Consider the following 20,967-nt stretch of genomic DNA (forward strand, 5'->3'; position numbering starts at 1 on the left):
ACACATCCTTAGATTTGTTCATCAACCGCAATAATGATTAAGCGGCTGGGACCATGAACGCCGATGGTGAGAACCCGCTCAATGTCTGCTGTGCGGCTGGGTCCGGTTATAAAACTAATATAACCACGGTCATAAATTTGAGAAAGGATATTCATAGCATCTTCAATACCTGGCACTATGTTTGTACTGTTTAAAAAAACCACATGCATTGGAGGCAGAGTCGAAACGAGGCGGCTTTCGATGGAATAGGCATCCTGGCAGACACTGCCTGATTCGGCGATCCCGAATTTAACATCTGAAATACCAATATCGGCTGTTTTGGCATGGAGGGCGATTTCACTAGGTTCGTTATATACTCGAATGCCTAGTGAATGGATTGCATCGCTTATTTTGGCGGCCTGCTGTAACGGACTTTCTACAGCCACAACCTTTGTAGCATTGGCGTCTTTGACAAGTTGGAGCAGCGTGTCCCGTGCCTCAGCTATTGTTTTTACGTGATAAACAGTAGCTGAAGCATTTTTGGCCCGCATCTCAAATTGGTCAAATAAATGGGAACTGCAATTTGAGGTCAATAAAACTTGTTGCCAGTTAAGACACCCCTTTTTCATAATTTGTGCCCCCTTAAGATGATCACAATATATATCTGCAGAATATTGAGAAATGTTAGATTAATCTTACTAAATTATGCCCGTTATGCATGGTCGTTGTAAATCAGGTATACACAGTAAAAATAACGTAAGAAATATCCTATGAATTTTGTAGGATATTTCTTACAATTAGAGAAAAATTTCACCAGAAGCAGTTTATTTTCAGATAGTTTATTATTAATCACAGCATTCTTCCAATTTACCGTTTCAGGATTTACTAATTAAGAAAATTGTGATATTTTAATTAAAGATGGTATTTTTTGGTGATGTTACAAAAGTTTGTAACGGCCTGATAACTAACAACAGCTTGCATTGTGAGGAGAAAATTATGGATAAAATTCGTATTGCCATTGCCGATGACCATACTGTTTTACGATCCGGTCTTAAGGCAATGCTAAATTATCATCCCCAGTTTGAAGTCGTAGGTGAGGCCGCCAATGGATTGGAAACTTTAGAAATGATGGAAAAGTGCCACCCTAATGTACTTATCCTTGATTTAGCAATGCCGGTGATGGGTGGTGTTGAATGTGTCAAGGAAATTCGCCATCGCGGTATTTTGTGCCGGATATTGATCTTAACTATGTATGATGATGAGGAGTACGTCAAAGAAGTCATGCGGGCAGGGGCAGATGGATATATATTAAAGAAATCGGCAGACACTGAGCTTATTGAAGGCATTCTCAGGGTTCATTCTGGCAAGAAATTTCTAAATGAAAATCTGTCGGAAAAATTGATGGAAAACCTTCTGCGGGCTTCGGACGAAGGTCCAGACCATCAAGATCCCTATTATCTACTTAGTAGTCGTGAACGCGAAGTTATCCGGTATCTGGCCCGGGGATACACCAATGGTGAAATTGGCGCAAGGCTTTCACTCAGTCCCAAAACGATTGACACCTACCGCTCGCGCATTATGGATAAGCTAAAGGTACGCCGTAAATCGGAGCTTGTGAATTATGCGATAAAGTATAAACTAATTGATACATAGATACCATTTTGTGTATGTGTGACTTTCTTGTGAAATTTTTTGCAAACTGTAGGAATTTATCCCTCAGCATAGTGGGGATATTCCTACAGTTTTTTTACTGTTTTCGCCTGATTTACACCAAGGCGGTTTCAAGGCAATAATAATAAACAGATCAGAGTTTTTAGGGATTTCAATATTTTCTGTGATTTCAGTATTTTCGATCTTTAGAAAGGGGAGAGATAATGAAAAATCAACTTATCGGTGCTTTTAAAAAAATTGTTGGTGATGAACATGTCCTGACAAACAAGGAAGATCTTTTATGCTATTCATATGATGCAACTCCAGGTTATTCGCATATGCCAGATGTGGTCATATCTCCAGGCAACACAGAGGAGGTTTCCAAAGTGTTGGCTTTGGCCAACAAGGAAAAAATATCAGTTTACCCCCGCGGCTCAGGTACTAACCTGAGCGCTGGCACTGTTCCCATGAAGGGCGGCATAGTCTTACTTATGACCCGCTTCCGGGATATTATCGAAATTGATGCTGCCAACCTGGTAGCAGTAGCCGAACCTGGAGTAGTGGTCAGCAATTTAAATAAGGCTGTTGAAGAATTTGGCCTTATTTATCCACCTGATCCTGGTACTGTGGCCACTGCCACCCTTGGTGGGACAGTATCCGAGAATGCCGGGGGTCTGCGCGGTCTCAAGTATGGCGTTTCAAAACACTATGTCATGGGATTGGAAGTTGTTCTTGCCGATGGCAGAGTAATTCATTGCGGTGGTAAAAATGTTAAAGACGTAGCTGGTTATGATCTGACGAAATTGTTTACCGGTGCAGAGGGGACATTGGGGGTTATTACCAAAATTACTGTTAAACTTGTTCCGGCTCCTGAGACTAAAAAAGCAATGATGGCGATTTTTTCTAAGCTAGATAATGCCGGCAACGCCATATCGGCGATTATTGCCAGCAAGGTAATCCCGGCCACACTGGAAATTATGGATAATGCCACTATTCGCACAGTAGAAGACTACGCCCAGGTTGGTCTTCCTGTTAATGCAGAAGCTGTACTTCTTATTGAAGTCGATGGAATTGCCGAAGTAGTGGAAAAGGAAGCTGCAAAAGTTATTGAAGTACTAAAAGCCAATAAAGCCGACGATATTCAGGTTGCCAAGGATGCTGTCCAACGTGACAGAATTTGGGCTGCCCGTCGTGCCGCTTTACCAGCATTGGCCAAACTGCGGCCAACCACTTTCGTCGAGGATGCTACTGTCCCCCGCAGCAAAGTGCCTGATATGATTCGGGCGGTAAACAACGCTGCTGCTAAGCATAAGGTAACCATTGGTACCTTCGGTCATGCCGGAGATGGTAATATGCACCCGACAATTGTCTGTGATTTGCGAAACCAAGAAGAAATGATACGTGTTCACAAGGCCATGGACGATATTTTTGCTGCTGCGATTGCTCTTGGTGGCACATTAAGCGGTGAACATGGAATCGGTCTAGGTAAGCTTCCATACATGAAAGATCAGTTTGGTGTTGACGGTATGAATGTGATGCAAACCATCAAAAAGGCACTTGATCCCAACTGTATCCTTAATTCTGGAAAACTTGTCGGGGAGTGTTAGAGATGACTGAGGATAAAGAATTGCTGACAGATATTCAAGATGCTATTGCCAATTGCATGAAGTGCGGCAACTGCATGGAAGTGTGTCCCGTCTATAAGGAGCTAAACCTTGAGTCACAAGTAGCCCGGGGAAAACTGGCCCTTATAGAAGCGGTCTTAACAGGTAAGGTTGATATTTCAGATGGTTTTGATAAACGCATGGCAATGTGTTTGTCTTGTAAGGCCTGTGCAGATAAGTGTCCCTGTGGTGTCAAAGCTGACGAATTAATCCTGCGTGGCCGTCAGGCTGCTTTAAAAGCACGCGGTCTGCACCCGATCAAAAAAAATATATTCAAGTTATTATCTAACCGAAAACTATTTGACTTCACTTTGCGTATGGCAGGGTTATTCGGTCCATTACAGATGAAAAAATTACCTAGGCGGATGGCTGTTATAGCTCGCTTTCCAGTACCTGGCCTTGATCGGAAGCGTGTCTTAGCTCCCTTTGCCGCTACGCCGCTCCTGGGGCAGTTTCCCACAACGGTAAAAGTATCTAATCCAAAAATGAAAGTGGCTTTTTTTGCCGGCTGTACCATAAATTATGTCTATACCGATATTGGACAATCTGTCATTAATGTTCTCAAAGCTAATGATGTGGAGGTTATATTGCCTGCATTGCAGCACTGTTGCGGAACACCGGTTTATATGGCAGGCGATGTGGAAATGGCGAAAGCCTTTGCCAAGCATAACATTGAGACTTTCGCGCAAACCGGCGCGAACTATATCGTAGCTGCCTGTGGTTCATGCGCCGAGGCGTTCAAGCTCGAATATCCTGAAATGTTTCATGACGATCCGGCTTTGTATGAACAAGCCAAAAATTTAGCGGCTAAAGCCTATGAGATTAGTGAATTCCTTACTGATGTACTTCATTTTCGTACAGACAGCTTAGGAACTGTCAACTCCACCGTAACTGTGCATGATCCCTGCCATATGGCAAGAGGCCTAAAGGTTACCAGGCAGCCACGGGAAATCCTCAAGGCCATCCCCGGCCTAAAAATCGTAGAAATGAAAGAACCGGCCCGTTGTTGTGGGGCCGGTGGTTCGTTCAGTCTAGCAAATTATGAAATTTCCCGAAAAATTAATGACCGAAAAATAGCTGATATTAGGACCACTAATGCTGATACCATTGCTACCAGCTGCGGTTCTTGCCGGATGCATATTACCGATGGTCTGGTACAAAACAGCATGAAACAGGAGTGTTTCCATGTCGTACAATTGCTGGATAAAGCCTATCAAGCCGGTACTAACAAAAAAACAAGAGGAATCCCGAAGCATTAACTATTAACTAATGTAAAGTGTTAGCTATTGATTGATGTTAATGGTATTGTCTCTTGTGTTTTGGAGTGGAATCACAACTGTAACGGTCGTTCCGGCTCCTTCTGATGATTGAATGGTGAATTTACCTGCAAGTAAAGCGACTCGCTCACGCATGCCGTATATACCGAGACTGCTGTTTTCACAGGCTGTTCGTAAGGACTTAGGAGTAAAGCCGATGCCGTCATCAGTGATACTAAAATGGATCTCCCGGCGCGTTTTTTTCAGACTTACCTTCACGTTGGTAGCTTGAGCATGCTTGGCAATATTAGTCAGCGTTTCCTGCAAAATCCGATATAGCGTAATCTCAATTTCAGGCCTGAACCGTTCGCGCGACAACCCGGAAAAATTGATGTCCGTCGTAATGCCATATTGACGGGAATAATTTTCAATATAACGTTGGGCTGCAGCAACCAGCCCAAGGTCGTCAAGTAGTGCCGGACGCAACTCTACCGCCAGCCGGTGTGCATTATCTAGTGTTTTGGATACAACATCTCGCATCTCCAGTACGAATTTTTGTTCCTTAGAGCCACAGACCTGCTCAGAAAGTACTCTGAGACCAACGATAATTGAGGTAAGTGACTGGCTAATCTCATCATGCAGTTCGCGGGAAATCTTTTTGCGCTCTTCTTCCTGTACATCGATTATTTTATATAGCAAAATTGACTGCAATTCTTCTTTCTCTTTAAGAGCCTGGACTAACTTTTGCTGGCGGGAATTGGATTCTAAGGTTGCTTGTACAAAGCGAGCTGCCAATCTGGCATAGAGTGCCACTTTTTCTGGCTCACCAGTAACCCCGATAACACCGATGCAACGTCCCTCGACTACAATGGGCACATCATATCCTCTACGCACATTTTTTAAGATTTTTTCGTCAGTTGAGCTAATCGAAAATTCGCGGATATTACCTGAACTTAACATGTTAGCGGCACCTTCATGCACCTGGGATATGCGCTTTCTGTCAAAAGCCGCAATAATTACGCCGTGGTGGTCACAAATAATTATGTTTTGGTTAAGTTCGGCTGCAATAATATTTGTAAGCGATTGAGCAAAGGTTGAATCAAGAACATGGTAGTTATCTTTTTTCAATGAGAGAGTTCCTCCTTGTTGATTCCGTGGCGCACCACCATGCTGTAAATCATAGGATAAAGACTTACCAGTAAGTTTGAAGGAGCTTGAAAAGAATGGTAGCCTAAAGATATCTGAGAGAATTGCAAATTAAAATATAGTTGGTAATAGTCATTAGGATGAGCTGGAGGGGGGCTGAATAAGGAAAAATTTCACATAAAAGCGAATAATAATAATTTTAAATAATCAGAATTAATTGTATCATATTTCAATTGTGAAATCAAGGAACATTTGCAATTGTGAAACGGTGAAAAACGAAAAAAAATAGTATTTTTGCACAAAGGATACATTTAAAAGCAGGATTCTGCTTTTTTTAAAAGAATGTATAAAACAGTAATATTAAGAATTTTAATTTTGCGTGGTTTATTGGTGGTTATTAGGTCATTAAGAACTAGTAATTACTAATTCTAATATATTTTTATATGTAAAGGAAGGGATATCCCTATGGCAAAAATGAAAACCATGGATGGAAATACTGCAGCAGCTCATATTTCTTACGCATTTACCGAAGTCGCTGCCATCTACCCTATTACACCGTCCTCACCAATGGCTGAGCACGTTGATGAGTGGGTTGCAGAGGGAAGAAAGAATATTTTTGGGCAGCCTGTCAAAGTAGTAGAAATGCAATCTGAGGGTGGTGCTGCAGGTGCAGTGCATGGTTCCCTGCAAGCAGGGGCATTGACTACTACCTATACTGCATCGCAGGGCTTACTGCTCATGATCCCTAATATGTACAAAATTGCTGGTGAACTTTTGCCTTGTGTATTTCATGTTAGTGCCAGGGCGCTTGCAGCAAACTCCTTAAATATCTTTGGTGATCACCAAGACGTTATGGCAGCTCGCGCAACTGGTTTTGCTCTGCTGGCTGAAAGCAGTGTTCAACAGGTTATGGATTTAGGCGCCGTAGCTCATCTGGCAGCACTTAAAGGGAAGGTACCATTTGTTAACTTCTTTGATGGCTTCCGTACCTCTCATGAAGTACAAAAAATTGAGGTAATGGATTATGCCGATTTAGAAAAACTTGTGGATATGGATGCTGTTACTGCGTTCCGCCGCCACGCACTTAATCCTGACCATCCGGTAGTAAGGGGTACTGCACAAAACCCTGACATCTACTTCCAGGAAAGAGAAGTAGCAAATAAATACTACGAAAATCTTCCTGCTATTGTCGAAGACTATATGGCGGAAATTAACAAATTAACTGGCCGCGACTACCATCTCTTCAACTACTATGGTGCGCCAGATGCTGACCGCATGATTATTGCTATGGGCTCAGCCTGTGAAGCTATTGAAGAAACTGTTGACTACCTGAACGCGAAAGGCGAAAAAGTCGGTCTTTTGACTGTACACCTATATCGCCCATTTTCATTGGAGCATTTCTTCAAATATATTCCTAAAACAGTTAAGAAAATTGCTGTGCTTGACCGTACTAAAGAACCTGGTTGTATTGCTGAACCATTATATCTTGATGTTAAAAATGCCTTCTATGGCAAAGAATTCCAGCCGGTTATTGTTGGTGGCCGCTACGGCTTAGGCTCAAAAGACGTTGTTCCGGCGCATATTGTTCCTGTATTTGAAAATCTTCGTCTTGATAAACCCCAAGATGGCTTTACTGTAAGTATTGTCGATGACGTTACCCATACCTCGTTACCTGTTCTTAGCTATGATATTGATACTACACCTACAGGCACAACGGCTTGCAAATTCTGGGGCTTAGGCTCTGATGGCACGGTTGGTGCTAACAAAAGCGCTATCAAAATTATCGGCGATCATACCGATATGTATGCTCAAGGCTACTTCTCTTATGATTCGAAGAAGTCTGGCGGTATAACTGTATCTCACCTCAGATTTGGCAAAAAGCCGATTAAATCACCATATCTTATTAATAAAGCTAACTTTGTTGCCTGTCACAACCAGTCTTATGTTTATAAATATAATGTACTGGAAGGCTTGAAACCAGGCGGTGTATTCCTCTTAAACTGCATTTGGAATCAGCAGGAAATTGATGAGAAATTGCCTGCCGCGATGAAACAGTTTATTGCTAAAAATGACATACAGTTCTATACAGTGGATGCTGTTGGTATTGCCCAGAGTATTGGCTTGGGTGGACGGATCAACATGATTATGCAGTCAGCATTCTTCAAGCTGGCTAATATCATTCCGCTGGAAGATGCTGTTAAGTATCTTAAACAGGCTGTTGTTGATTCTTATGGTAATAAAGGCCAAAAAATTATTGATATGAATAATGCCGCTATTGATCAAGGCGTTAATGCTGTTGTTAAGATTAATGTATCTGCCGCGTGGAAACAAGCTGAGGACGAAGCTGCCGCTGCTAGTGAAGTGCCTGAGTTCATTAAGAAGATCCTTATTCCTATGAATCGTCAGGAAGGCGACAACTTACCTGTCAGTGCCTTTGTGGATATGGCAGACGGCACCTTCCCAACAGGTACTGCTGCTTTTGAAAAACGCGGTATTGCCATTAATGTTCCTGAATGGCAAGCGGATAACTGTATCCAATGCAACCAATGTTCTTATGTTTGTCCGCATGCTGCCATTCGCCCTATTTTGGTAAATGAAGAAGAAATCAAAGCAGCTCCGGAAGGCTTTACTGCTAAGAATGGTAAAGGCATTAACGACCTGAACTTCCGTATAGCTGTTTCTCCGCTGGACTGCACCGGTTGCGGCAACTGCGCTCAAGTGTGCCCGGCTAAAGAAAAAGCTCTGATCATGAAGCCTCAGGAATCCCAGCATAATCAAATTTCTTTGTGGGATTATGCAATGAATATATCGCCGAAAACCAATCCGATGAATAAACTGACAGTTAAAGGCAGCCAGTTTGAGCAGCCGCTGCTTGAATACTCTGGTGCTTGTGCTGGTTGTGGTGAAACTCCATATGCTAAGCTTGTTACGCAACTGTTCGGTGATCGCATGATGGTGGCTAATGCTACTGGTTGTTCCTCCATTTGGGGCGCCAGCGCACCTTCGATGCCATACTGCAAAAACCATCGGGGTCATGGACCGGCCTGGGCGAACTCCTTATTTGAGGACAATGCCGAATTTGGTCTTGGTATGTACTTTGGCGCGAAAAAGGTTCGTGATACATTAGCTGCCAAAGTAGAAGAAGCTACTAAGCTTACTGTCAGTGCCGCTCTCAAGGCTGCCATGGAAGATTGGCTGGCTAATAAAGACAATGGCAGCGGTACCCGTGAACGCGCCGATAAGCTTATTGGTTTGTTGGTTGTTGAAAAAGGCGATAATGCGCTGTTAAATGATATCTATGATAATCAAGACTTCTTCGTTAAACGCTCGCAGTGGATCTTTGGTGGTGACGGCTGGGCTTATGACATTGGCTTCGGTGGCCTTGATCATGTACTGGCCAGCAACGAAGACGTTAATGTTCTGGTATTTGATACCGAGGTATATTCTAATACTGGCGGGCAAGCTTCTAAATCCACTCCGACTGCAGCTATTGCTAAATTTGCCGCTAGCGGTAAGACTACCAAGAAAAAGGACTTGGGCATGATTGCCATGAGTTATGGCTATGTTTATGTAGCACAAATCTCTATGGGTGCTGATAAAGCCCAAACCCTCAAAGCCATTGCTGAGGCTGAGGCTTATCCTGGTCCGTCACTTATCATTGCCTATGCACCTTGTATCAACCATGGTATTAATATGAGCAACAGCCAGCTTGAAGCCAAAAAAGCTGTTGAGGCTGGTTACTGGGATATGTATCGCTACAACCCAGCTCTTAAAGAAGCAGGTAAGAATCCGTTTAGCCTGGATTCCAAAGAACCGACAGCTGATTTCAAACAATTCCTTATGGGCGAAGTTCGTTATGCTTCACTCAAAAAGCAATTCCCAGAACATGCTGAAGCTCTCTTTGAGAAAACAGCCAAAGACGCTGAGGACAGAAGAAATTCCTATAAGCGTTTAGCCAAGGAAATGTAAGAAGTAACTTTAAGGTAGCAGTTGCTGAGAGATAATGCAGCTATAACCTAAAATGATAGTCAAAAAGAAAGCACTATTTGCCTGCTAAGGCAAATAGTGCTTTCTTAATTTTAAAGATAATATATGTCTGATCTAATTATGTGGGCTTGGCTAGTTGCCGTATTCGTTACGGTGACAGGCAGGTTTGCTGTTGGTTGTTTGGCAGTTATCAGCAACATATCGCCGACGGTTAGCTTGTATAATTCGCCGTTGGGAATACTGACAGCTAGTGCTCCGTCAACACAATAAAGTGCCGAAGTCATACAAGGGAAGCGGTCTGGATTAGGGTTATGTATGTCCAGGGTATGGGGCGTTTGCACAGCTAGTGTAACTGCTGTCAATTTTCCGGAAGCGCCTTCTGCCAGCATCAAATTAAAGTCGCGCACTTTTCCAAAACTTTTGGTTGTCCAATTACCGCTAAAGCTGTCTTGGTCAAATGGTTTTAGATTACTGCTATGATGGCCGGTATGCTCAAGTCTCATTTCGCCTTCCAGCACCATAATGAGGCGCTCAATTCCCGGTAAAGAAGTAAAAAGTGATTCCTCCAAATCAACGCGGGCCGAGCTAATCCGCCAGGTGAAATTACGCTCGGCATAAACAGCGTGTTGGGGATAAATGGCGATTTGGGTTGTTGTACCGCCAGACCAGTCACTGGTGGTCTGATCAGTTTTTCGTATTAATTCAAATATATAGGGCATAAGTATCCTCCGTCTGAAAGCTAAGTCGTACTTTATTATAACATATTGGTTTTAACGAAATAATTTTTGGACATGGAAAAACATATAGAACAGATGCAAAGAGTACATTATAGGCTAGAGGAATGACAACAGGGACGTCAGAGCAATGTCATGATGACAAAATGGGAACGTCCCGTGCGCCAAGAACTTAGGAATGTGTCGCACAATATGTTTCCCTGGACGTAGGGAGAAAACACTGGGGTAATAGGATCCGGATTTCTATAACGTGAATTGGTGCATAATATAACTACAAAGCCATGCTTCACTGTCAAGTTCAGTGAGAGTAGCCTAACGGTCCTGACCGGGTACTCATTGACAACTCAAGGCGACGGGGAAAGCAGGACATTGTTAATCCATAAAAGGTGGAGTGTTCAAAATGGTCGGAGTAGAAATTGACATGGTAATTACAGATAGCTTGAAAGCATTGGAATTATACGAAAAAATATTTGATCTCCAACGTGTTGAGGTTGCAAATTTTCCAAAAGGCGAAAATGAAGTCATTTTTACCCTATATGGAGTACGCTTTCACATGTTGGATGAAAACCCGAAATTCAGCTTGAAAGCGCCAAACCCGGATGAACCCAAATCAATTTGGTTTAACATCCTCGTCCCTGACATCAAGAAAACATTTTCAAAGGCCATCAGCGCGGGCTGTACAGAGCTTCAGCCGGTGACTGAATTGCCCGATTATGGAGTGTCGAATGCTATTTTTAGCGATGCTTTCGGCTATCAATGGATGCTGCATCAAATGCACAAAGAAGTGAGTTTTGAAGAACGCACACGACTTTGGGAGGAAAAAAGGGATAGTTAATAATTGCTGCATTATGAGCATAATGGGAACTTGGTTAAGGCGACAAGTACTGCTTGATGGAACCGAGTTTTTGCCAATGGTTTCCATTCACATGAAATATATGATATTATATTATAAATATTCTGTATTTAGAGTAGGTATTTATGTATATCAGAATTGTAGTAGACAATATTGGTAAAAGATTTGGTGAAAAGATACTGTTTTCAAATGTTTGTGCCGAAGCTACTAGTGGACAGTGTTTGACAGTAATAGGATGTAACGGTTCCGGTAAATCCACATTGCTTAAAATAATTGCGGGACTGGTTCGACCAGGCACTGGTCAGGTTAGGTTAACTTTGGATAATATGCCTAGCCCAAAAGAGCAAATCTTTTATACTGGTTTTGTATCACCTGAAGTGGCAATGTATGCGGCGCTTACGGGAATCGAAAACATTATCTTCTGGACAAAGGTGCGGGGTGTTCCTTGCTCTAAGTCTGAGGCTGCCAAGTTTTGCTGTCAGATGGGGTTAGGCAAAGCCTGCTGTGACCTGGTTGCCACCTATTCCACAGGCATGCGGCAACGGCTAAAGCTGGCAGTTATTAAGGCTATTAATCCACCTGTATGGCTTTTGGACGAGCCTTCATCCAACTTAGATGGCAGTGGGCGAAGTATTGTAAAAAAGCTGATTGACGACGCAGTCATACAGAATATCGCCGTTATACTTGCTACCAACGAGAACGAGGAGGCACTACTATATGGCAAGAATACAATTGAGCTTTAGTAGTGCTGTATGGGCAGTTTTGGCTAAAGATGCGGTATGTGAAAGTAGAACAAGGTATGCGACCGGAGCACTAATTATGTTCGCGCTAACAGCTCTATCAAGTGTCAGTATGGCGATTGCTGGAGCGAGTTTGCCACCGGAATTAGCCGCCGCTCTTCTCTGGGTTGTGTTATTTTTCTGTGCTATGGCCGGTTTGGCGCGGGTGTTTGTCCAGGAGCAGGAAGCAGGCACCTTAATGGGACTGCGATTATATGCTACTGGTCACGCTGTATTTTGGGGTAAGTTGTTATATAACCTGGCTCTTTTACTTGGTTTGGCCTGTCTGGTGGTGCCGCTGTTTACTATTTTTATTGCCGTCGAGGTTGGGGCTTGGCTGCCATTCATCATCGTTTTGGTGCTTGGCTGTACAGGAATAGCGACGGTGTCTACATTGACAGCCGCTATGGTCATGTACGCACAAGGTAAGCATGCTATCTTTACGGTGATTACTTTTCCCGTGCTGTTGCCGCAATTTTTGAGCGCTATTAGCGCGACCTCCAAGATATTATCGGATGGTGTACCTGAATTTAGTGAACTGGTATTTATGGCTGGCTATGACGCTGCTGTTGTGGCTGCCGGAGTACTCTTATTTGACTACATTTGGCAGGATTAGGAGGGTATATGAATCTTAGAATAGTTGCATCATTAATTGCAGTATGGATGGTCGGAGTAGTAAGTGCCGTAGTTTACCTGATCCCGCCTGCTGAAGGACTAGGTTATCTTGTCCGGATTGCTTTTTTTCATATTCCGGTTGCCTGGGTTTCTGTACTGGCTTTTCTAGTGTCGGCCGCAGCTGCTGGGCAGTATCTCAGAACCAGGAAACGTAAGTATGATTGCGTGAGCGCCTGTTCGGCCAAGTTGGGGCTCGGCTTTTGCCTCTTGGCGACAGTTAGCGGTGCAGTTTTTGCCAAACTGACCTGGGGAGCATATTGGAATTGGGATCCCCGGCAGACAACAGTGTTCATTTTGTTATTAATTTACGGTGCCTATCTGGCACTCCGAGCAGCCATTGAAGAGGAAGAACGGCGGGCCGCGGTCAGTGCTGTGTATGCGCTGTTATCCTTTTTAACGGTACCATTCTTGGTGTTTGTTATTCCTCGCATGTATTTTTCCCTACATCCGGAGCCAGTACTTAATCATGCCGGTAAGGTGGCGATGGATCCTCTCATGTTGTATGTGCTGTTAGCCGCTCTAGGCGCTGGTACAGCACTCTACTGCTTGCTGCTAAGCCGGACTGTTGCCAAAAAAACACGACTGTCAGGAAAGGAACTGAATATATGAAAAAATATCGGTTAATTTCCCTGGCCATGATTATTGGTTTTGTGGCCTACAGTATGTTTGCTTTTCAAAGTGCCGTTACGCCCTATGTCACTTTTGCACAGGCTAAAAGCGCCAAAAGTGCTGTCCAGGTCAAGGGAACTATGGGTGCAGGTAAAAAAATACAGGCTGAGGACGGCAAATCCACTCAGTTTGTGTTACGCGATGATATTGGCGAAGAGGTGACGGTAGTCTACCGGGGCGTTAAGCCTGAAGGCTTGGAACAGGCGACAGGCATAGTAGCCATTGGCAAGTATGTAAATGGGCAGTTTCTGGCAGATAAGCTACTAGTTAAATGCCCGTCAAAATACCAGGGGAGAGTGAATCAATGATCGGCTATGGTGCAGTGCTACTGGCACTTGTTGTTACAATGTTTGCAGTAGGTTGCTATTGGTCGTCTGGGAGCAACCCAATAAGAGCAAAACATTTGGCAAGCACGGCGCGCTTTTTGTATAGCGTGTCCGCAGGTCTGGTAGGGGTGGCGGCTGGCTATCTGCTGTATTTAATTTTAGGTGACAGGTTTGATTATGCCTATGTGTTTAGCTACTCCTCTAGGGAGTTAGCTTTAGGATATAAAGTAGCCGCTTTCTGGGCAGGCCAGGAAGGTTCGTTTATGCTGTGGCTGGTATTTCATGCCGTCTTTGGGATGGTGTTATTACAGAAGCCAGCGGCACCGATGCCTGTTATGACAGTGTATGCTCTCATTCAAGCGGTGCTTTTGGGACTACTGTTGGTGAAAAGTCCTTTTATGATGCTGGCTGAGCCACGTGTTGACGGCGTTGGTCTTAACCCGCTCTTACAGGATATGTGGATGGCTATTCATCCGCCTGTACTGTTTTTAGGGTATGCGGCATTGGCGGTGCCTTTCGCTTACGCATTGGGCAGTATGTGGGCCAATCGCCATCAGGATTGGCTGAAGCCGGCGGCCGTTTGGACGCTGTTTGCCTTGTCAAGTCTAGGAACGGGAATGTTCCTTGGCGGTTTTTGGGCCTATAAGGTATTGGGCTGGGGTGGTTATTGGGCCTGGGACCCGGTAGAAAACTCGTCACTGGTACCGTGGCTGGCCGCAGGGGCAGTGATTCATCTGTTAGCGATAGCGAGAGTGCGAGTTGGCGCTATTAAGCAGGCCTATGCCGGGGTAATTGCCAGTTTTATTTTAGTACTATATGGCACTTTTCTCACCCGCAGTGGTGTGCTGAGTGATTTTTCCACCCATTCGTTTACTGATGAAGGGATTGGTGGATTGTTAGGGCTAACAGTCTTAGTAGCGACCTTTGTCGCTTTTGTTTTATATATTGTTAAATGGCCAAGTATGCCGTCCGGGGAGCTTTATTCGCGGCTTTCCGGCCGGGAATTTATGCTGGCACTTACGGCGCTGGTGCTGGCCTTTTTGGGAGCATTGGTGTTTGTCGGCATGTCTACACCGTTGGTTAGTATGGCCTTGGGCAGTGCCCAAAGTGTCAGCAGTGCCTTTTATAACCAGGCTACTTTGCCGTTGGCGGTGGCTATCGGAGCGGCGCTGATAGCAGGTCCGCTGAGTAAGTGGGGCGGCAGTTGTGGCGGTTTGGGCAAAGAATACTGGTGGCTGGGGTTGTTTTTGTTAGGTGGCCTGGGTGTAAGTATGTGGCTGAAACTGATGCAATCACTTGCTGCTATAGCCTTGTGTCTGGCAGTTACTGCTGCAGTGGCCAATGGGTATGCTGCTTGGAAGCGGACTTTGTCCTGGGCAGCAGCCTGCAGTCATATCGGCATAGCTTTTCTGCTTGCCGGGATTATGGCCTCAGGGGCGGCTAGTCAGTCTGTCGTGGTGACGTTTAACAAAGGTCAGATTCAGACTGTTTTCGGTCAGCAAATCAGCTATGAAGGAACCGAGCTAGAACCAGCAGGAAAAGATAGCTATAATATGTTTCACATAGGGCCGGACAAGACCATTGTTCAGGCGTTGACCAAGTTGAATAAGGCCGGGATGCCTGCGGCCAGGGAGCCAGCTATCTATCGAAGCCTGCTGGCTGATATTTATATTGCACCTATCGAGAAGGAGGCTGAGGTCAGTCCTGAACTGACGTTGATTAAAGACCAACCGCTGGCGCAGGAGGACGTGAGCCTTACCTTTGTGAAGTTTAGCATGGCAGGGATGGATGGAAGTGCTGCGGTAAAGGTGCAGACAGTAATTGCAGTGACGGTCGGGGGGCAGACCCAGGAAGTACGGCCTGAACTTACTAATCAAAACGGGCATATTGTTGGATCGACAGTCACGGCCTTTGACCGATATCAGCTGCATATAACAGGCCTGAGACCGGGGGAGGGCCAGGTTACTATAGAGTTTAACGACAAAAAGGTAAGTGCCGTCAGGCCAGTGCGGTTGGAAGCGGAGATCAGTTATAAGCCACTAATTAATCTGGTGTGGCTCGGAGCTTTCCTGATCACCATGGGGACAGGCTGGGCAGGAGCAAAAAAACTACTTTGCCATCGTCAGGTACAGCAAAGGGGTCAGAATCCTGATGTCAGGACTACTAGTAGAACCCGCTAAAAGCTATAAGTGAGGGGATAATTTGGATACTGGTCAATTCCCTTAACCGCAATGCCTTAAAAGTTGCATTGGTTGTCTTGGCACTTGCTGTGCTGCAGTTGCATTTAGCAATGTAAGTTGGTGTAGTACGAAAAAGGAACAGTCTAAAAATTGGGGGTTACCTGTCGGTAGCCTTTTTTCATTTCAGTAGTGTAGTAGGGAAAAATTAAACTTTTGGTTGATTGGTTTATCCAGTCCAGTGCATAAACAATTCCAAGATTGGAAATCTAATAGAGCAAATAGTAGTGCGGACATGAAGCTATAATCAAGGAAGTGACATTTTGGACTGGAAAAAGTACTTGGAAAAGAACAGTATTAAGCTGATATTGATGGGGGCTCTAGCCGCTGTTGTTGGGTTGGCTATCGCTGGCGGTGGCATCGCGTATGCTGATAAGGCCTCCTTTTGCAGCAGTTGTCACTCTATGAAATATGTTGCAGCCACGTGGCAAGTTTCTAACCATCGTCAGTTTACTTGTGGTGACTGCCACTTACCCCAAGAAAATATTGTTGAAAAGTTGATTGTAAAAAATCAAACTGGCATGAACGACACTTACCATGAATTCTTGCGGGACTATCCTGACACGATTAAGGTGAGCGCTAAAGGCAGAGCAATTATCGAACGCAACTGCCTACGTTGCCATGCTCACACTGTTGCCAATACCTTTATGTCCACAGGCGGACAATCATGTACGAAATGTCACCGGGGTATGATTCATAACCAGATTGTTATTAAGGAGGGAGTTCACGTTGAATAGAACTCAAAATTTGCTGATTGCGTTTTTAACGCTTGTTGTTCTGTTTACCGGTATAGTTATTAGCCGGGTTTGGATTTTTAAACCACAGTCAACCGTTAACCTTGTTAAGCTTTCTGTCGGTGAATATGATGTTGAGACATGGGGTAAAAATTATCCGTTAGAGTATGCTGGTTATAAAAAGAATTTAGAAACGACACCATCTCCGACCGGTTACGGCGGTAGCGTCAAAGTACAAAAAGCCGAGATGCAGCCAGAGTTATACACTAATTTTAAAGGCAATGCGTTTAGCAAAGACTATACCGAAGATAGAGGCCACCCCTATGCATTGGAAGATCTGCGTGAATCCAAACGGATTGGTCCAGCCGCTAAAGGAGCCTGTATTACTTGCAAAACTCCTTACATCGAACAATTTTACAAAGAGATGGGCTGGGGCTATGCAACGAAGCCACTCACTGAATTGATGGATAGAGCTAAACATCCTATCAGTTGTGCTAACTGCCATGATCCCGAAACAATGGGTCTTCGAGTCATTAACCCCGCCTTTATTGAGGGCATGCAGAAACGTGGCATTGATGTGAGCAAAGCTAGCCGGGAGGAAATGCGTAGTTATGTTTGTGCTCAATGCCACTCGGAATACTATTTTGAACCAGGTACTTCTAAGGTTATTTTTCCGTGGGATAAAGGATTGACACCACAGCAGATGTACGAATACTATTCAACAAAACCGAACGGTTTTACCCAGGATTTTATCCATACAGATTCCCAGGTACCTGTCTTAAAAGCGCAACACCCAGACTATGAAGAATGGCAGAATGGTGTTCACGGTCAATTTGGCGTTTCCTGTGCTGACTGTCATATGCCATATATGCGTAAAAGTGGGCAAAAATACACTTCGCATTGGATAACAAGTCCACTTAAAACACTTGATGAATCTTGTTCACCATGTCATACGCAAGGAAAAGAGCTATTGTTCAGCCAGGTAAAAGCCTTCCAGGATAATGTTTGGCAGCTTCAGCATACGGCAGGACAAAATATTGCTAGAGCGCATGGCGCCATTCAAAAGGCCAGTACAAGTGGTGCCGCCAACCAGAATCAATTGGCCAGTGCACGTGAGCTTCTGCGTCAGGCCCAATGGTACTGGGACTATGTTGCCGCAGCCAATAGTATGGGCTTTCACAATCCTGTGCAGGAACTTAACACACTAGGACAGGCGATTGACTTATCTCATCAGGCAATTGATGCCGCAAATAAAGCCGCCGGCACCAATTATTTATAAAATAGGTGATAATTAGGACGAGATTGCTATGCTATCGCTCGTAATGACTAGAGGGGATCTCTGGTATTGCGACATAGTAAAGCAATCTCGCCTTTGTATGTGTGAGGTTCAAAAAGAAAGCAGGAAAGACTGGATACGGAAGTTTTAACGGTGCCGATAATATTGCGCCATGAGTACAAGAACTAGTCAAGGAATGAATTTTGAAGGTATTTTGTATAGAACTTTTGCACAAGAAATCGTCAAGGAAATTTTGACAAAACCTTTGGGAAGTACATGCAGTAAAACCGCCGGATGAATTCAACGCCACTGAGCGTTAGCGTTTTTATCTGATGGTTTTCGTTGGAGTCTCTTACGGTAATTGTCACCGTATGCTCATCCATGGCGACAATGCGGGTATTGGATAGGGCTATCCGGTGCGTGTACCTTCCCAAATATCGAACAACAGCGAGTGGACCGGAAAGTATGAGTATCGTCTTTCTATCAAAACACATGTTGAGTCAGTTGAGTTGATACAATGGAAAGGCCAGGAATAGCAAGGTGCCCATTTTTCGGGATACAGTCTAATGTGAGCCGAATTTGACAAACTGTACTTTAAGAATACTAGAAAAATTGAATTTTAAAACGAGTAATGCTAATGTTGACAAATACGATAGGAATTACTATAATTAAATCAGACTAATTCACTCTGGTTTAGGTGGTGATACAATGAAGTTGTCAACCAAGGGGCGTTATGGAGTTAAAGCAGTATTGGAGCTTGCTATCAACCAGGAAAATGGGCATGTTTCAATAAAAGCGATTGCCCAACGGCAAAAAGTTTCAGAATATTATTTGGAACAGTTATTTGCCCAACTTCGCGTAGCCGGCATTGTCAAAAGTATACGGGGAGCTCACGGTGGATATTCATTAAACAGGTCACCGGCCGAAATAACAGTCTATGACATTATTAATGTCCTTGAAGGCTCTATAGAAATATCAGATTGTATTGAGGATACAGTCTGCGATAATATTGATTGTTGTGCCACAAGACTTCTCTGGGTCAGGATAAAGGACAGTATCGATAATGTGTTAAAGTCAACCACACTACAGGATATGATTGATGATTATAGTAAAATGAAGGCTATTAAGGAAGGTGTAAAAGATGAGTAATATTCGCGTTTATCTGGATCATTCGGCCACTACCTACATAAAACCGCAGGTTTATGAAGAAATGCTTCCCTATTTAAACACCTATTTTGGAAATCCATCTTCTATCTATGAGATGTCACGCGTCACGGAAAATGCCATCGACCACGCCAGGGAACAGGTGGCAAAAGCCCTGAATGCCAATAAAGATGAGATTTATTTTACTGGTGGCGGTTCTGAAGCTGACAACTGGGCATTAAAAGGCATTGTTTTCGCTAATAAACACCGTGGCAATCATATCATTACTACCAAAATCGAGCATCATGCTGTTTTACATACTTGCGAATTTCTAGAAAAAAACGGATTTGAAGTGACTTATCTTCCGGTTGATTCAGAGGGATTTATCAACCCTGATGAGTTGCGACAAGCTATTACCGATAAAACCCTGCTAGTTTCAGTTATGTTTGCCAATAATGAAATTGGAACAATCGAGCCAATACAGGAAATCGGCAATATTTGCCGGGAAAAAAAGGTATTGTTTCATACAGATGCTGTACAGGCAGTAGGTCATATAGCAATTGATGTCAAAGCAATGAATATTGACCTGTTAACTCTTGCCGCTCATAAATTTTATGGTCCTAAAGGAGTAGGTGCTCTCTATATTCGTAGAGGAGTCAAGATTGACAACCTCATTCATGGAGGAGGCCAGGAGCGAGGAAAACGGGCAGGAACAGAAAACATTGCCGGTATTGTCGGCTTAGGTAAAGCTCTTGAATTGGCTACGGAAGAGATGGAAACGGAAAACGACAGACTTGTTTATTTACGTAATAAGTTAATCAAAGGACTTTCCTGCATACCATACAGTAAGTTGAATGGTCCGAACAGCGAAAAAAGGATGCCGGGAAATGTAAACATCTGCTTTGAATTTATTGAAGGAGAATCCATGCTGCTGTTGCTGGACAGTAAAGGTATATCCGCATCCAGTGGCAGTGCATGTACCTCCGGTTCGCTTGATCCATCTCATGTATTACTAGCGATCGGACTTCCCCACGCAATTGCTCATGGATCCTTGCGGCTTTCACTGGGAAGTGCTACAACAGAAGAAGATATTGACTATGTTTTGAAAGTATTGCCTGGAATTGTACAGCGGCTCAGAGACATGTCGCCGTTATGGAAAAAACACTTACAAGAACAAGGGGAGATGAAGAAACATGCAATATAGCCAAAAGGTAATGGATCATTTTATGAATCCAAGAAACGTCGGTGAAATTGATGATGCCAACGGCATCGGCGAAGTTGGCAATGCAGTCTGCGGTGATATTATGAAAATCTACCTGAAGGTTGAAAATAATAGGATTACTGATGTAAAATTCAATACTTTCGGCTGTGGTTCTGCAATTGCTTCCTCAAGTATGGCAACCGAAATGATTAAGGGAAAAACATTGGAGGAAGCCTGGGAACTGAGTAATAAGGCGGTAGCGGAAGCTCTTGATGGTCTGCCTCCTGTTAAAATGCACTGTTCCGTTCTGGCAGAGGAAGCTGTTCATAAAGCTATTAATGAATATAGAAAGTCTGTTGGTCTGGAACCCTGGGATACTAAGGAACATGATGATATCCACGCTCAGGTGCATGGAGAATAACATGTATTCTAAATGAAAATCAACTTTAATCTTAGTTGATGTTGACAACATTTATAAAAAGCAGTAAAATCTATACGTATTTTGCTCGACTGATTAGAAAACTAAAGGTCGAAATCAAGTTTTAATCGCTTGATTTCTGACCTTTTTTCTTCTCTCACAAATTTACGGTTCGATAAAGCCACCATTGTCATAGTCGAGCATTAAATTAATTACGCAAAAGTTCAGAAGAAGTGAAAC

19 protein-coding genes are annotated in these 20,967 nt (G+C 43.7%); 15 read left to right on the plus strand and 4 right to left on the minus strand.

The genetic code is table 11. The features are described from left to right. Positions 1-8: 8 nt before the first annotated feature. Positions 9-608 carry a lactate utilization protein gene (locus tag SALPA_RS19965; protein WP_145098011.1) on the minus strand — a complete coding sequence of 200 codons (600 nt, stop codon included), beginning with the start codon at positions 606-608 and terminating at the stop codon, positions 9-11. 367 nt (positions 609-975) lie between these two features. Here SALPA_RS19965 and SALPA_RS19970 point away from each other — a divergent pair, with 367 nt between their 5' ends. The 3 genes from SALPA_RS19970 (at position 976) to SALPA_RS19980 (ending at position 4,552) form a co-directional block, all read left to right on the plus strand. Next, positions 976-1,632: a response regulator transcription factor gene (locus tag SALPA_RS19970; RefSeq protein ID WP_145098014.1), complete on the plus strand. Its 657-nt coding sequence runs from the start codon at positions 976-978 to the stop codon at positions 1,630-1,632. Positions 1,633-1,853: 221 nt separating this feature from the next. Then, positions 1,854-3,236 carry an FAD-binding oxidoreductase gene (locus tag SALPA_RS19975; protein ID WP_145098017.1) on the plus strand — a complete coding sequence of 461 codons (1,383 nt, stop codon included), beginning with the start codon at positions 1,854-1,856 and terminating at the stop codon, positions 3,234-3,236. A 2-nt stretch (positions 3,237-3,238) separates the two neighbouring features. Then, positions 3,239-4,552 (plus strand): (Fe-S)-binding protein, encoded by a 1,314-nt coding sequence (locus tag SALPA_RS19980; RefSeq protein WP_145098020.1) that lies wholly within the window; start codon positions 3,239-3,241, stop codon positions 4,550-4,552. Positions 4,553-4,576: 24 nt separating this feature from the next. Here the strand turns inward: SALPA_RS19980 and SALPA_RS19985 are convergent, their stop codons facing one another. After that, positions 4,577-5,677: a sugar diacid recognition domain-containing protein gene (locus tag SALPA_RS19985; RefSeq protein ID WP_145098023.1), complete on the minus strand. Its 1,101-nt coding sequence runs from the start codon at positions 5,675-5,677 to the stop codon at positions 4,577-4,579. 483 nt (positions 5,678-6,160) lie between these two features. Between SALPA_RS19985 and nifJ the strand changes: the two genes are divergently transcribed. Continuing rightward, positions 6,161-9,664, plus strand: coding sequence for a pyruvate:ferredoxin (flavodoxin) oxidoreductase (gene nifJ / locus SALPA_RS19990; RefSeq protein WP_145098026.1), 3,504 nt, complete (start codon positions 6,161-6,163; stop codon positions 9,662-9,664). Between the two features lie 110 nt (positions 9,665-9,774). Here the strand turns inward: nifJ and SALPA_RS19995 are convergent, their stop codons facing one another. Continuing rightward, the gene (locus SALPA_RS19995) at positions 9,775-10,401 is read right to left on the minus strand and encodes a HutD family protein (RefSeq protein ID WP_145098029.1); all 627 of its coding nucleotides are present in this window, start codon (positions 10,399-10,401) and stop codon (positions 9,775-9,777) included. A 415-nt stretch (positions 10,402-10,816) separates the two neighbouring features. Between SALPA_RS19995 and SALPA_RS20000 the strand changes: the two genes are divergently transcribed. The 8 genes from SALPA_RS20000 (at position 10,817) to SALPA_RS20035 (ending at position 17,968) form a co-directional block, all read left to right on the plus strand. Continuing rightward, positions 10,817-11,251, plus strand: a complete 435-nt coding sequence (locus tag SALPA_RS20000) for a VOC family protein (RefSeq protein ID WP_145098032.1) — start codon at positions 10,817-10,819, stop codon at positions 11,249-11,251. Positions 11,252-11,394: 143 nt separating this feature from the next. Continuing rightward, positions 11,395-12,012, plus strand: coding sequence for an ATP-binding cassette domain-containing protein (locus SALPA_RS20005; protein WP_145098034.1), 618 nt, complete (start codon positions 11,395-11,397; stop codon positions 12,010-12,012). Beyond that, complete coding sequence (locus SALPA_RS20010; RefSeq protein ID WP_145098037.1) at positions 11,987-12,664, plus strand: heme exporter protein CcmB; 678 nt, start codon at positions 11,987-11,989, stop codon at positions 12,662-12,664. Before SALPA_RS20005 ends, SALPA_RS20010 begins: the two co-directional genes overlap by 26 nt. A gap of 8 nt (positions 12,665-12,672) precedes the next feature. Next, complete coding sequence (locus tag SALPA_RS20015; protein ID WP_145098040.1) at positions 12,673-13,332, plus strand: cytochrome c biogenesis protein; 660 nt, start codon at positions 12,673-12,675, stop codon at positions 13,330-13,332. Then, positions 13,329-13,700 (plus strand): cytochrome c maturation protein CcmE, encoded by a 372-nt coding sequence (locus SALPA_RS20020; protein ID WP_145098043.1) that lies wholly within the window; start codon positions 13,329-13,331, stop codon positions 13,698-13,700. Before SALPA_RS20015 ends, SALPA_RS20020 begins: the two co-directional genes overlap by 4 nt. Continuing rightward, positions 13,697-15,898 carry a cytochrome c biogenesis protein CcsA gene (ccsA, locus tag SALPA_RS20025; protein ID WP_186451151.1) on the plus strand — a complete coding sequence of 734 codons (2,202 nt, stop codon included), beginning with the start codon at positions 13,697-13,699 and terminating at the stop codon, positions 15,896-15,898. The genes SALPA_RS20020 and ccsA overlap by 4 nt, the downstream gene beginning before the upstream one ends. Before the next feature lie 320 nt (positions 15,899-16,218). Further along, a complete protein-coding gene (locus SALPA_RS20030) occupies positions 16,219-16,692 on the plus strand; it encodes a NapC/NirT family cytochrome c (RefSeq protein WP_145098049.1) in 474 nt (157 codons plus the stop codon). Beyond that, a complete protein-coding gene (locus SALPA_RS20035; protein ID WP_145098052.1) occupies positions 16,685-17,968 on the plus strand; it encodes an ammonia-forming cytochrome c nitrite reductase subunit c552 in 1,284 nt (427 codons plus the stop codon). The genes SALPA_RS20030 and SALPA_RS20035 overlap by 8 nt, the downstream gene beginning before the upstream one ends. Positions 17,969-18,207: 239 nt before the next feature. Here SALPA_RS20035 and SALPA_RS20040 read toward each other — a convergent pair whose 3' ends face one another. Next, positions 18,208-18,459: a transposase gene (locus SALPA_RS20040; protein WP_145098054.1), complete on the minus strand. Its 252-nt coding sequence runs from the start codon at positions 18,457-18,459 to the stop codon at positions 18,208-18,210. A gap of 214 nt (positions 18,460-18,673) precedes the next feature. Between SALPA_RS20040 and SALPA_RS20045 the strand changes: the two genes are divergently transcribed. Genes SALPA_RS20045 through nifU form a run of 3 tightly spaced genes read left to right on the plus strand, consistent with a single transcriptional unit; the run spans position 18,674 to position 20,730 of the window. Further along, a complete protein-coding gene (locus tag SALPA_RS20045) occupies positions 18,674-19,114 on the plus strand; it encodes an Rrf2 family transcriptional regulator (RefSeq protein ID WP_145098056.1) in 441 nt (146 codons plus the stop codon). Continuing rightward, positions 19,107-20,312 (plus strand): cysteine desulfurase NifS, encoded by a 1,206-nt coding sequence (gene nifS / locus SALPA_RS20050; protein WP_145098058.1) that lies wholly within the window; start codon positions 19,107-19,109, stop codon positions 20,310-20,312. Before SALPA_RS20045 ends, nifS begins: the two co-directional genes overlap by 8 nt. After that, positions 20,302-20,730 (plus strand): Fe-S cluster assembly scaffold protein NifU, encoded by a 429-nt coding sequence (gene nifU, locus SALPA_RS20055; protein ID WP_145098060.1) that lies wholly within the window; start codon positions 20,302-20,304, stop codon positions 20,728-20,730. Before nifS ends, nifU begins: the two co-directional genes overlap by 11 nt. Positions 20,731-20,967 lie beyond the last annotated feature (237 nt).

The sequence above is a fragment of the Sporomusa sp. KB1 genome (genome assembly GCF_007830295.1).
GTDB lineage: Bacteria > Bacillota > Negativicutes > Sporomusales > Sporomusaceae > Sporomusa.

Excerpts from the sequence above, each read along its gene's own strand:
- SALPA_RS19965 (WP_145098011.1), bottom strand. The coding sequence starts at position 608 with ATGAAAAAGGGGTGTCTTAACTGGCAACAAGTTTTATTGACCTCAAAT.
- SALPA_RS19970 (WP_145098014.1), top strand. The coding sequence starts at position 976 with ATGGATAAAATTCGTATTGCCATTGCCGATGACCATACTGTTTTACGA.
- SALPA_RS19975 (WP_145098017.1), top strand. The coding sequence starts at position 1,854 with ATGAAAAATCAACTTATCGGTGCTTTTAAAAAAATTGTTGGTGATGAA.
- SALPA_RS19980 (WP_145098020.1), top strand. The coding sequence starts at position 3,239 with ATGACTGAGGATAAAGAATTGCTGACAGATATTCAAGATGCTATTGCC.
- nifJ (WP_145098026.1), top strand. The coding sequence starts at position 6,161 with ATGGCAAAAATGAAAACCATGGATGGAAATACTGCAGCAGCTCATATT.
- SALPA_RS19995 (WP_145098029.1), bottom strand. The coding sequence starts at position 10,401 with ATGCCCTATATATTTGAATTAATACGAAAAACTGATCAGACCACCAGT.
- SALPA_RS20000 (WP_145098032.1), top strand. The coding sequence starts at position 10,817 with ATGGTCGGAGTAGAAATTGACATGGTAATTACAGATAGCTTGAAAGCA.
- SALPA_RS20005 (WP_145098034.1), top strand. The coding sequence starts at position 11,395 with ATGTATATCAGAATTGTAGTAGACAATATTGGTAAAAGATTTGGTGAA.
- SALPA_RS20010 (WP_145098037.1), top strand. The coding sequence starts at position 11,987 with ATGGCAAGAATACAATTGAGCTTTAGTAGTGCTGTATGGGCAGTTTTG.
- SALPA_RS20015 (WP_145098040.1), top strand. The coding sequence starts at position 12,673 with ATGAATCTTAGAATAGTTGCATCATTAATTGCAGTATGGATGGTCGGA.
- SALPA_RS20020 (WP_145098043.1), top strand. The coding sequence starts at position 13,329 with ATGAAAAAATATCGGTTAATTTCCCTGGCCATGATTATTGGTTTTGTG.
- ccsA (WP_186451151.1), top strand. The coding sequence starts at position 13,697 with ATGATCGGCTATGGTGCAGTGCTACTGGCACTTGTTGTTACAATGTTT.
- SALPA_RS20040 (WP_145098054.1), bottom strand. The coding sequence starts at position 18,459 with ATGTGTTTTGATAGAAAGACGATACTCATACTTTCCGGTCCACTCGCT.
- SALPA_RS20045 (WP_145098056.1), top strand. The coding sequence starts at position 18,674 with ATGAAGTTGTCAACCAAGGGGCGTTATGGAGTTAAAGCAGTATTGGAG.
- nifS (WP_145098058.1), top strand. The coding sequence starts at position 19,107 with ATGAGTAATATTCGCGTTTATCTGGATCATTCGGCCACTACCTACATA.
- nifU (WP_145098060.1), top strand. The coding sequence starts at position 20,302 with ATGCAATATAGCCAAAAGGTAATGGATCATTTTATGAATCCAAGAAAC.